Below are 10,837 nucleotides of genomic sequence, written 5' to 3'. Positions count from 1 at the left end.
TTGTCATGCTGTTGTCGCTGGCCGGGCTGTCGGCGGTGCCGAAGCATCTCTACGAAGCCGCCGCGATCGATCGCGCCGGGCCGTTCTACACCTTCTTCCGCATCACGCTGCCGCTGGTCGCACCGATCCTGATGATCGCGGTCATCTTCCGCACCATGGAAGCGTTCAAGACCTTCGACCTTGCCTACATCCTGACCAGCCAGCCGACGGCCGAGCTGATCTCGATCCGGCTCTACAAGATGGCGTTCCAGGAATGGCAGACCGGGCGCTCCTGCGCGCTGGCCTACATCGTGCTGATCATGGTGCTGGCGATCACCAACATCTACGTCAAATACCTCAACAAGGTGAAGGAGCGCTGAGATGGCCGCTGTGCGCACTTCTTCCGAGATCGGCTTCAACCGCGTCGCCATCGTCGTCGTGCTGTTGGTGACGATCATCTTCCTGGCGCCGATCTACTGGATTGCCTCGACGGCGTTCAAGCCGCGCAATCTGGCCACGACCATCCCGCCGACGGTCGTCTTCCAGCCCGAGATTTCGCCCTTCGTTAAGCTGTTCACCAAGCGCTCGCAAATGCGCAGCCCGCCGTCGCCGGAAGAGTACGCAGCGGCCCCGTGGTGGGAACGCGTCGTCTTCGACGGCGGCGAAAAGATCGTGCGCGACGGCAAGGACCAGGTGCAGTGGTCGGGCTATCCGAGCCGCTTCCTGAACTCGCTGATCATCGCCATCACCTCGACGGTGCTGGCGGTCGGCATGGGTACTTTCACCGCCTATGGCTTCTCGCGCTTCAAGGTGAAGGGGGAGGCGGATCTGCTCTTCTTCATCCTGTCGACACGCATGCTGCCGCCGGTGGTGGTAGCGATCCCGATGTTCCTGATGTACCGCGCGGTCGGCCTCAACGATTCCCACATCGGGCTGATCATCCTCTACACCGCCTTCAACCTGTCCTTCTCGGTGTGGCTGATGAAGGGGTTCATGGACGAAATTCCGAAGGAGTATGAGGAGGCGGCGCTCGTCGACGGCTACACGCGCATGGAGGCCTTCTTCAAGATCGTGCTGCCGGAGGCCGCCACCGGCATCGCCGCCACCGCCGTGTTCTGCTTCATCACGGCGTGGAACGAATATGCCTTCGCGCTGATCATGACCAATCGCCGTGCGCAGACAGCACCCCCCTTCATCCCCAGCCAAGTCGGTTCCGGCCTACCGGACTGGACGGTGATCGCGGCGGGAACCTTCCTGTTCCTGCTGCCGGTCGCGATCTTCACCTTCCTGCTCCGCAATCATCTGTTGCGCGGCATGTCCTTCGGAGCGATCCGCAAATGAGCTTTCGCGCCATCAATCAGAAATATCTGGAGCCCGGTTCGCAGGTGCTCATGGTGCTCGGCATCGTGGCGCTCTGCCAGCCCTGGAACATGCTGCTGCACACATACGGCCTGACCATCATCCTGATCGGGCTGATCGGCTTCAACATCACCTCGAAGATCGCGCCTGAGGAGGAGGCCGGCACCGGTCATGCCGCGCGAAATCCGGGAGCACAGCATTGACCCAGATCGAGCTTCGCGGCGTCCAGAAGTTCTTCGGCGCCGTCCAGGTCATCAAGGACCTCAACCTCAAAATATCGGATAACGAGTTCATCGTGCTGCTTGGCCAATCGGGCTGCGGCAAGACGACGACCTTGCGCGCCATCGCCGGGCTGGAAACGATCGACGAGGGCGACATCCTCATCGACGGCAAGCCGGTCCAGCATCTGAAGGCCGCCGACCGCGACATCGCCATGGTGTTCCAGTCGTTCTCGCTCTACCCGCATATGAGCGTCTACGAGAACATAGCGTTCCCCTTGCGCGCCACGCGAAAGAGCAAGGCGGAGATCGACAGCGAGGTGCGCTCGGTCGCCAAGACACTGCAGATATTGGACCTGCTGGCCAAGAAGCCGTCGGCGCTATCTGGCGGCGACATGCAGCGCGTTGCCATCGGTCGGGCGCTGGTGCGGCGGCCAAAGGCAATGCTGATGGACGAGCCGATCGGCGCGCTCGACGCCAAGCTGCGCGAGGAGATGCGGGCCGAGATCAAGCGACTGCACATCAAGCAGGGCTCGACCACCATCTATGTCACGCACGACCAGATCGAAGCGATGAGCCTCGCCGACCGCATCGTCATCATGCATGAGGGCGTGCTGCAGCAGGTTGGCTCACCGGACGAGGTTTATTCGCGCCCGGCCAATCTGTTCGTGGCGCAATTCGTCGGTAGCCCGGTGATGAATGTAGCCGATGCGGCGGTGACCGAGACCGCGGCCGCGGCCTCGGTGACGGTCGGGGGAGCGGCTTCCGGCTTCGAGTTTCCGCGCACACTGCTGTCGAAGCTCAACGGCCACGCCGGCGGTCAGTTGGCGCTCGGCATCCGGCCCGAAGGCGTGCTCATTCGCCGCGACGCGGCGGAGGGTTTCATGGCCGTCGAGACACAGATCGTCGAACCACTCGGCTCCTTCGACATCGTCGACCTGAAAGTGGGTTCCAAGATGCTGCGCGCCCGTACCAAGAGCGGCTTCATCTCTGGCCCCGGCGAAAAGGTGTTTGCCAGGATCGACCCGACGCAGGCGCATTTCTTCGACAAGGCAAGCGGCAAGTCGCTTGAGGTGAGGCTCTGATGGCCCATATCCAGCTCAAGAACATCTCGAAGAGTTTCGGCAACCACACGGCCTTGACCGGGCTCGATCTCGATATCGCCGATGGCGAGTTCTTCGTGCTGCTCGGCGAGACCGGTGCCGGCAAGACGACGACGCTGCGGCTGATTGCCGGTCTCGAAAAACCCAGCGAAGGGCAAGTCCTGATCGACGGCGTCGATGTCGCCGACTGGGGCGCGGCCGAGCGCGATGTGGCGCTGGTGCTGCAGCAATACTCGCTCTATCCGCGCTACACGGTGCGGGAGAACCTTGAGTTCCCGCTGAAGCCGAAGATCCGCCGGCTGCCCGATGCCGAGATCAAGGATCGCGTCGACCGCGCCGCCCGCACGCTCAGGATAGAGCATCTGCTCGATCGCAAGACCGACCGTCTGTCGGGCGGCGAAATGCAGCGCGTCTCGATCGGCCGCGCCATCGTGCGCAAGCCGCGCGTGTTCCTGATGGACGAGCCGCTGTCGGCGCTCGACGCCAAATTGCGCGAGGCGCTGCGCACCGAACTGAAAAACCTGCAGATACAGCTCGGCGCCACCTTCCTGTTCGTTACTCACGATCAGATCGAGGCGATGTCGATGGGCGACAAGGTGGGCGTGCTCAACCATGGCCGCATCGTCCAGACCGGCACGCCGCACGAAATCTACAACAACCCCCGGGACACCTATGTGGCGAGCTTCGTCGGCTCGCCGCCGATGAACCTCATCGACGGCAAACTGGTGAACGGTCGTGCAGTGATGGCGCCGCTGAATTTCGAGCTGCCTTTATCAGGGGGAGCCAGGACGAGCGGAGCGACCGACGGCCGCCCGCTCGTCTTCGGCATCCGTCCGGAGGATGTCTATTTGGAAAGCGGCGCGCCGGTCGAGGCGCGCGTCCACGATGTCGAGAATCATGGCGTGGAAAAGATTCTGACGCTGCGTGTCGGCGACACGACGCTGCGCGCCACCGTGCCGGCCAGGACCGATGTCGCCATCGAGCAGCCGGTGCGCTTTGCCTGGAACCCGGAGAAGGTGGTGCTGTTCGACAAGGGCAGCGGTGTTAGTTTGCGTCACGCCGGATAGAGCGCTCGATCACTTTGCCATGTAGGTCTCGTAAGGCGTGTCGTTGATGAGCAGGATCACGCACTCCGTGTCGGACAGGCAAGCGTCGTCATGCATCTCATTGGCCTTCTGGGTCCAGTAGGATCCCGGAGGCAGTTCGACCTTGGTCGCTTCGCCGCCTTGCATCTGCCAATGCGCCCACAGCCCCTTTATGACCTCGGCGCGGTAGTCCGCGGTGTGCGCATGAACGGGAGCCCGCCAGTTGCCGGGAACCTTCAGCAACGTGCCGGCCGGGCCCTTGGCCCTTTCGCCCCACAGCGGTCCAAGGCGGTGCGGCTGATCCGGCACTTCGGCGACATAGGGGATCTTGTCGGCCGGCAGATAGCTGTCCTCGAGGGCGAAGGCGCGAGTGGGAAAGACGCACAGAGTGGCGAGCACTAGAAATGCAGAACGATTGGGCATGGCGGTTTCTCCGCCTGCCAGACTATGGCGGTACGGCCGGCGTGCAATGACATGCCGTCCAAAAGATTTGGCAATTTCTCCAGTCCAGAGAGGGATGACGGGACGTACCGAATCCGAATCTCAGGTGTGGATGTCGCCGTTACCGATGTTGCGCAGGTGGCTCGGCGCCACGCCCATCACCCGCTTGAAGGCGCGGCTGAAGGAGGCTTCCGAATCGTAACCTAGTTTCGCCGCCGCCACTGACACCCTCAAACCGTCGCGGGTAAGCCATTGCCGCGCTTGGTGCATCCGCACGCGCAGCACGTATTTGGCCGGCGTTTCGCCGACGACGGTGGCAAAGCGCTGGGCGAAGGCGGAGCGCGAAGCGCCCATCATCCTGGCCAGCGCCTCGACCGTCCAGTCGCGGTCGGGCTGCAGATGAACCGCGGCGAGCACCTTGCCGACATCGGGATTGCGGACGGCGGCAATCCAGCCTGAGGCATCGCCACAGCCATTCTCCACCCAGGAGCGGATGATGGTGGCGGCGAGCACGTCGGCAAGGCGCGCCAGAATGCCGCCGGAGCCGACCCGGTCCATAGTCACTTCGCCGGCCATGGCATCGAGCAAATGCTGGATGCCCGGCGCGTTGGTCATCAACTTATGCGCCTGCATCAGACTGGGCATCATGTCGAGCAGGGGGTGCGAGCCGTCGAGGTTGAAGTGCATGCTGCCGCAGAACAACAACGTCTTGCAGCCATCGCAGCCGTTCGAGACGTCGTAGATGTTCTCGCATACCGGTTCGATTGAGTAGCGGCCGATCGGAACGGGCGGCACGCCCGGCGCACTGGCCAGAATATGCTCGTCGCCGCGCGGGATCAGTAGCGCGTCACCAACCGACAGCTCGATCCACTCCTTCGACGGCGAGAACAGCCAGCAGCTTTGCTGCCCGATGAAATGGAACCGTGCCGCTTTCTGCGCGGGAAAGGAAACGGCCCAAGGCTCGCCAAGCACGCAGCGGCCATAGTCGACGCCGTCGAGGCGCAAGCCGCGCAGCATGTCGGTCAGCGGGTCACCGGACGCGGGCAAAGCAGCTTTGGACGAATTGTAGGTCATTTCGGTGTTTCTAGCATGGAAACGCCATGGCGTCACTCCCTATGTTGCAGTGCAGCCAAATGCTGCGCCGCAACCAAGCCAAGGCCGACCTCATAGCCAAGCCGTGACGGCAAGGCATGGAAACGGGTGGAAGCCGCGGGCGGTCATTGCCTATGTGATGCCGCAAACAGATCGGAGACTGACCATGGCCGAACCCGCGACAGGCGTCATCGACGCCACACTTCTGAGCCCCGCAGACACCGATGAACGAACCGAGCCGGCATGGGGTGCCGTTGTATCACTGGCGCTTGGGGTGTTCGGACTGGTCACCGCCGAATTCCTGCCCGCCAGCCTGCTGACGCCAATGGCGCGCGATCTCGGCGTCACGGAAGGCGTGGCGGGACAAGCGGTGACGGCAACCGCGATCGTTGCCGCGATCGCCGCACCGACCATGGCGATCATCACCAGGCGCATGGACCGCAGGCTGGTGATGTGGATGCTGACGTCGTTCCTCATCCTGTCCAATCTTGTGGCCACCTTTGCCGCGTCACTGCCCATGCTTCTGCTGGCTCGCGTCGTGCTCGGCGTGGCGCTGGGCGGCTTCTGGGCGATGTCGGCGGCAATGGCGCTGCGGCTGGTGCCGATGCGGCTGATGCCGCGCGCCATGTCGATCATTCTGACCGGCGTTTCGCTGGCCACGGTCACTGCTGCTCCTGTCGGCGCCTATGTCGGCGACATCTGGGGCTGGCGCACGGCCTTCATGATCGCGACAGTCGTCGCTGCGCTGGCATTGCTGGTGCAGGTAGCGGCCATTCCGAAGCTGCCGCCTGTGGGTGTCGCGAGCTTCCGCACCTTGCTTGAGGTGCTCGAGCGGCCGTCGATCCGGGTGGCCCTGCTGGTCGTGCTACTGGTTGCGTCCGGGCACTTTGCCGGCTTCACCTATGTTCGGCCCTTCCTTGAGAAGGTGCCGGTGCTCAACATCGAGACGATCTCGCTGGTTCTGCTCGCCTATGGCGTAGGCGGCTTCTTCGGCAACATCGTCGGCGGCATCCTGGCCGAGCGCAACCTCAAGGCCGCGGTTGCGCTGGCGCCCCTGCTGATTGCCGTAGTGGCAGCCTCGATGCTGATCTTCGGCGCCTCGCCGACGATCGCCGCGGCTGCCGTCGCGGCCTGGGGCTTTGCCTTCGGCGCGGTGCCGGTCGGGCTGCAGAGCTGGCTGGTGCGGGCAGCGCCCGACCAGGCCGAGAGCGCCGGCGGCTTGATGGTGGCGACCTTCCAGGTGGCGATTGCGCTGGGCGCCGTCTTCGGCGGCCTGCTGGTCGACCATGCCGGTGTCGCCAGCGCCTTCGCCTATTGCGGCGCGGCAACGCTGCTGGCGGCCATCGTGGTGTTCCTGCGCGGCCCGAAGCCGGCCGAGTAGCCCTCTCATCTCTGACTTATCCAGCGGCCCGAGAACCATCACGGTTTTCGGGTCGCTGTCGTTGTGACGGCAACGACGAAGCGGTTGAGACTGTCGTCGACATAGGCGGCTACATTCATCGTCGGATCGAAGCTCCACCACAAGAGCGAGCCCTGCCAGTGCGAGGCCATCAGCAGGCCGACGTCCTGTGGCGGGCTGGACATCTCCGTAAAGCAATCTGCAAGGATTTTGGACAGAGATGCCTTCCAGGCCGCGCCCCGCGCCCGCAGCATCGGGTCACGCAGATCTTCGCGCAGGACAAGCAGGCCGTCGGCATAGGATTCGATGCCGCCATAACCTTGCGACAGCGCCACCAGCAATTCGACGGCGCCGGCCGGGGTCCGGGCAACGGCGGCGCCCAGTGTTCTAGTCTTGTCGTCGAGACCGTCCCAGGCATGCAAAAGGGTGCGTTGTTTCAACTGCGCCTTGTTCTTGAAGCGTTGCACCAATGTCGCGCCGGACAGGCCGCAAGCCTTTGCCAGCCGTTCGAAAGTGAGTGCCTCCGGACCATGTTCATGGATCAGGCGAAGGGCTGCCTCCAGCACCTGCTCGTCGGACCGGGTTTTGGGTCGGGTCATCTTGACATTCCAATATAACCGAATGATCATTTATATATGATGCAGGCGGCGCGGACCAGCCCCGCTTGTCGATGGTTTCGTTTTTGGGAGAGACTAATGACGTTGCAAGGGAAAATTGCCCTGGTCGCCGGTGGAACGCGTGGTGCGGGGCGCGGCATAGCGGTCGAACTCGGTGCTGCTGGCGCCACGGTCTATGTCACCGGCCGGAGCACGCGCGCCCAACAATCCGAGTATGCGCGGCCAGAGACAATCGAGGAAACGGCGGAAATGGTCACGGCGAATGGCGGCAGGGGCATCGCCGTGCAGGTTGATCATCTCGTGGCAGACGATGTGCGCAGTCTGGTCGAGCGCATCCGCACCGAACAGGGGCGCCTCGACATATTGGTCAACGACATCTGGGGTGGCGAAAAACTGTTCGAATGGGACAAGCCGGTCTGGGAGCATGATCTGGAGAATGGCTTGCGCATGCTGCGGCTGGCCATCGACACGCATCTGATCACTGCCCATCATGCGCTCCCCCTTATGATCGAGCAGCCAGGCGGACTGCTGGTCGAAGTCACGGACGGCACCGCCGAATACAATGCCGACCACTACCGACTGTCGCCCTTCTACGACCTTGCCAAGGTCGCGGTGAACCGCATGGCATGGGCTCACGCCAAGGACCTTGCAAAACATGGCGCCACCTCGGTCTCGCTGACGCCCGGCTGGCTACGGTCGGAGATGATGCTGGAGGCCTTTGGAGTGCGCGAAGAGAACTGGCGCGAGGCCACGGCAACGGTACCGCATTTCGTCATTTCTGAGACACCGCGCTTTGTCGGGCGGGCCGTTGCCGCATTGGCCGCAGACCCTGACCGCTCGCGCTGGAACGGGCAGTCGCTGTCTAGCGGTGGGTTGGCGCAGGTCTATGGCTTTACCGATCTCGACGGTTCGAGGCCCGATGCCTGGCGCTATGTGCCAGAGGTCCAAGACGCCGGCAAACCCGCCGACGCTACGGGTTATCGGTAAGGCAATATGGAATCGCTCAGGCCGAACGCCCGTCGAAATCCAGGATCGACAGGGTTGACGGGTCGACATCGGCGACGCAGTTGAGGTTGATGTAGGCGCTGCGTTCACCGCCTTCGCCGATATCCTCGGCGAATGGGTGGATGCCGCAGCTGCGGCAGAAGCGGTGTGCCATGGCCTGATTGCCGAATGTGTAGCTGCCCAGATCATCGCCCCAGGCGAGGACCGTCAGGCCCTCATGCGGGATGGCGCATAACAAGGCGCCCTTGCGCGAGCAGATCGAACAATTGCACCTGATGGCGCCGGTCAGTTCCGCCTTGAATTCGAAGGCGACCTTGCCGCAATGACAGCTGCCTTTGTACAGCATCAGTATCTTCCTATCGCTGGCAGGTGCAAAGGCACGCTGGCCGGGCTATCCCTTCCGCAGGCCGAACGGCTGCTTGCCTTAAAGACGCTCTAGCTTGGCGGAGTCCGACACCGACATGCAATCAATCCGCGATCGTCTCGAAATCATCCTGTCACGTCTTGCCAATCGTGCGGCCGGCGAGAAGGTCTTCACCAAGCTCTATGCCCAAGCGGCGCGTGCCGCGGCTGACGCCAGCGATGCCCGCAGCCGCGCCGGCGTGACGCTCGGACCACTCGACGGCACCATCGTCTCAATCAAGGATCTGTTCGATGTCGCCGGCGAGGCGACCACGGCCGGCTCGCTGATGCGCAAGACCGCTGCACCCGCGCTGCGTGATGCGGCCATCGTCAGCCGGCTCCGGCAGGCCGGTGCGGTCATCATCGGCAAGACCAACATGACCGAATTCGCCTTCACCGCGATTGGCGACAACATGCATTACGGCACGCCAGGAAATGCCGCCGAGGCGAGCCGTGTCCCCGGCGGTTCGTCCTCAGGTGCCGGCGTTGCCGTCGGGGAGGGGACGAGCGACATCTCGATCGGATCCGATACCGGCGGTTCGATCCGCATTCCGGCGGCGCTCAATGGTGTCGTCGGCTTCAAGCCGACGGCCCGGCGCGTGCCGCTCTCTGGCGCCTTTCCGCTGTCGGGCACGCTGGACTCGATCGGGCCGCTCGCCCGAACCGTCGCGCAATGTGCCGCCGCTGATGCGGTGATGGCTGGCGACGTGCCGACAGAGCTGGCGGCCATTCCGCTCGCCGGGCTTCGCGTCGGTATTCCGCGCGGCGTTCTTTTCGGCGACACGGAAAGCGAGGTCACGGCGGCGTTCGAGCATTGTCTCGGCAAGATCGAACAGGCCGGCGCGCGCATTGCGGATCTGTCGATCGACGACATGATCGCTGAGCTGCGCGCGGCGACCAAGCGCGGTTCGATCGCTGCCATGGAAGGGGCCGAGATCCATGCCGACTGGCTGGCGACGGGCGCAGGGGTGCCGGTGGACCCGCATGTCAGCGGGCCTTTGTCGCGGGCGGCGATGCTGCCGGCGCCGGTCTACATCAGGGCCTTGCGCCGCCGCACTGCTCTGACTGCTGCCATGGACGAGCGGCTGACATCGGTCGATGTGCTGGCTCTGCCAACCACGCCGGTGACGGCGCCGACCATCGCTTCCATGGCCGAGAATGTCGAGTTGCGCGACCATATTGAAGGCCTGCTCTTGCGCAACACACAGGTCGCCAACCAGTTCGACCTCTGCGCGATCTCGCTGCCGATGCCCGGCATGGCCCTGCCGGCCGGGCTGATGCTGGTGGCGCGCAATGGCCTCGACCGGCATCTGCTACAGATTGCCGCTGAAGTGGAGAGGTTGCTGCGCGGCTGATCGGCTGTGAGTGGCTAGGAGTGGGTCAGGGCGACGAGCAGTGCTTGCGCTCACTGTCCTTGGCGGTGCGCACGATGCGGGTCGCGACCAGCCAGGGCAGGCTGTAATCCTTGCCGGTGATGGTCTGGGTACGACGCTCGATCGAGCCCCTGACGACGATCTTTCCGCTGTAAAGCGCGTCGGACTGATCGATTATCGCCTTGTCGGCCTGCGGCAATCCGTTGGTGTCGATCGACACACCCTTGATGATCGCGCCGGTGGCAAGGTCGAGCGCGCTGTTCGACGGGCAGGGCGCCTTGAAGCAACGCAATCCGTTGTCGCAATAGACTTAGCTGCTCTCCGCCGCGGCGAATGCCGGCAAGGCGCAGATGGACGAAGCAATCAGAAATGCGAGGCGAAGACCGGACATAGCTCTCAACGTCGCGGAGAATTGGGGCGAAACCGCGATCCGCTATATGTCGAGCGGAAACCGCCGCCGGTAATGATCGACCACTTCCGGATTGCGCAGATTGACCGGCAATTTGTCCGCCAGCACCAGCAGGGCCTCGCCCGCCGCGCCGACGCCCATGCGCATCCTCGATTCCTCGGTAATCCCTGACATATGCGGGTTGATGATGACGTTGTCGAAGCTGAAATAGGACTGATTTGACGGCAGCGGTTGCGTCGAGAAAACGTCGAGTGATGCACCGCCGATGCGGCGCTCCCGCAAGGCTTCGATCAGCGCGTCGTCATCGACGACCGGCCCGCGCGAAACGTTGATCAGCAGCGCATTGGGCTTCATG

General features: G+C 63.5%; 14 protein-coding genes. 8 read left to right on the top strand and 6 right to left on the bottom strand.

Annotated elements, in window-relative coordinates; translation table 11 throughout:
* The 5 genes from AC1DX0_RS23275 to AC1DX0_RS23255 form a co-directional block, all read left to right on the top strand.
* The coding region (locus AC1DX0_RS23275; RefSeq protein WP_477356985.1) for a carbohydrate ABC transporter permease at positions 1-359 on the top strand (359 nt) is incomplete at its 5' end.
* Position 360: 1 nt separating this feature from the next.
* Positions 361-1,320, top strand: coding sequence for a carbohydrate ABC transporter permease (locus AC1DX0_RS23270; RefSeq protein ID WP_477220245.1), 960 nt, complete (start codon positions 361-363; stop codon positions 1,318-1,320).
* Positions 1,317-1,541 carry a hypothetical protein gene (locus tag AC1DX0_RS23265; protein ID WP_027043349.1) on the top strand — a complete coding sequence of 75 codons (225 nt, stop codon included), beginning with the start codon at positions 1,317-1,319 and terminating at the stop codon, positions 1,539-1,541. The genes AC1DX0_RS23270 and AC1DX0_RS23265 overlap by 4 nt, the downstream gene beginning before the upstream one ends.
* Positions 1,538-2,641 (top strand): ABC transporter ATP-binding protein, encoded by a 1,104-nt coding sequence (locus tag AC1DX0_RS23260; RefSeq protein ID WP_477220244.1) that lies wholly within the window; start codon positions 1,538-1,540, stop codon positions 2,639-2,641. Before AC1DX0_RS23265 ends, AC1DX0_RS23260 begins: the two co-directional genes overlap by 4 nt.
* Complete coding sequence (locus AC1DX0_RS23255; RefSeq protein WP_477220243.1) at positions 2,641-3,726, top strand: ABC transporter ATP-binding protein; 1,086 nt, start codon at positions 2,641-2,643, stop codon at positions 3,724-3,726. The genes AC1DX0_RS23260 and AC1DX0_RS23255 overlap by 1 nt, the downstream gene beginning before the upstream one ends.
* 9 nt (positions 3,727-3,735) lie before the next feature.
* On the opposite strand, the gene AC1DX0_RS23250 is transcribed toward AC1DX0_RS23255, so the two are convergent.
* Positions 3,736-4,167 (bottom strand): DUF4437 domain-containing protein, encoded by a 432-nt coding sequence (locus tag AC1DX0_RS23250; protein WP_477220242.1) that lies wholly within the window; start codon positions 4,165-4,167, stop codon positions 3,736-3,738.
* Between the two features lie 120 nt (positions 4,168-4,287).
* Positions 4,288-5,259: an AraC family transcriptional regulator gene (locus AC1DX0_RS23245; RefSeq protein WP_477220241.1), complete on the bottom strand. Its 972-nt coding sequence runs from the start codon at positions 5,257-5,259 to the stop codon at positions 4,288-4,290.
* A gap of 184 nt (positions 5,260-5,443) precedes the next feature.
* On the opposite strand from AC1DX0_RS23245, the gene AC1DX0_RS23240 reads away from it, so the two are divergent.
* Positions 5,444-6,658 (top strand): MFS transporter, encoded by a 1,215-nt coding sequence (locus AC1DX0_RS23240; RefSeq protein WP_477220240.1) that lies wholly within the window; start codon positions 5,444-5,446, stop codon positions 6,656-6,658.
* A 38-nt stretch (positions 6,659-6,696) separates the two neighbouring features.
* Here AC1DX0_RS23240 and AC1DX0_RS23235 read toward each other — a convergent pair whose 3' ends face one another.
* Positions 6,697-7,275, bottom strand: coding sequence for a TetR/AcrR family transcriptional regulator (locus AC1DX0_RS23235; protein WP_477220239.1), 579 nt, complete (start codon positions 7,273-7,275; stop codon positions 6,697-6,699).
* A gap of 96 nt (positions 7,276-7,371) precedes the next feature.
* On the opposite strand from AC1DX0_RS23235, the gene AC1DX0_RS23230 reads away from it, so the two are divergent.
* Positions 7,372-8,280: an SDR family oxidoreductase gene (locus tag AC1DX0_RS23230; RefSeq protein ID WP_477220238.1), complete on the top strand. Its 909-nt coding sequence runs from the start codon at positions 7,372-7,374 to the stop codon at positions 8,278-8,280.
* Positions 8,281-8,296: 16 nt separating this feature from the next.
* On the opposite strand, the gene AC1DX0_RS23225 is transcribed toward AC1DX0_RS23230, so the two are convergent.
* The gene (locus tag AC1DX0_RS23225; RefSeq protein WP_477220237.1) at positions 8,297-8,644 is read right to left on the bottom strand and encodes a GFA family protein; all 348 of its coding nucleotides are present in this window, start codon (positions 8,642-8,644) and stop codon (positions 8,297-8,299) included.
* A 115-nt stretch (positions 8,645-8,759) separates the two neighbouring features.
* Here AC1DX0_RS23225 and AC1DX0_RS23220 point away from each other — a divergent pair, with 115 nt between their 5' ends.
* Positions 8,760-10,055 (top strand): amidase, encoded by a 1,296-nt coding sequence (locus AC1DX0_RS23220; RefSeq protein WP_477220236.1) that lies wholly within the window; start codon positions 8,760-8,762, stop codon positions 10,053-10,055.
* 25 nt (positions 10,056-10,080) lie between these two features.
* Here AC1DX0_RS23220 and AC1DX0_RS23215 read toward each other — a convergent pair whose 3' ends face one another.
* Positions 10,081-10,365, bottom strand: a complete 285-nt coding sequence (locus AC1DX0_RS23215; RefSeq protein WP_477220235.1) for a hypothetical protein — start codon at positions 10,363-10,365, stop codon at positions 10,081-10,083.
* A 141-nt stretch (positions 10,366-10,506) separates the two neighbouring features.
* A partial coding sequence (locus AC1DX0_RS23210) for an NAD(P)-dependent oxidoreductase (RefSeq protein ID WP_477356983.1) occupies positions 10,507-10,837 on the bottom strand: 331 nt, incomplete at its 5' end.

The organism is Mesorhizobium sp. P3_A9 (assembly GCF_056402975.1).
The sequence above is the reverse complement of the archived record's forward strand: the minus strand, read 5'-3'. Positions and strand labels throughout refer to the sequence as shown.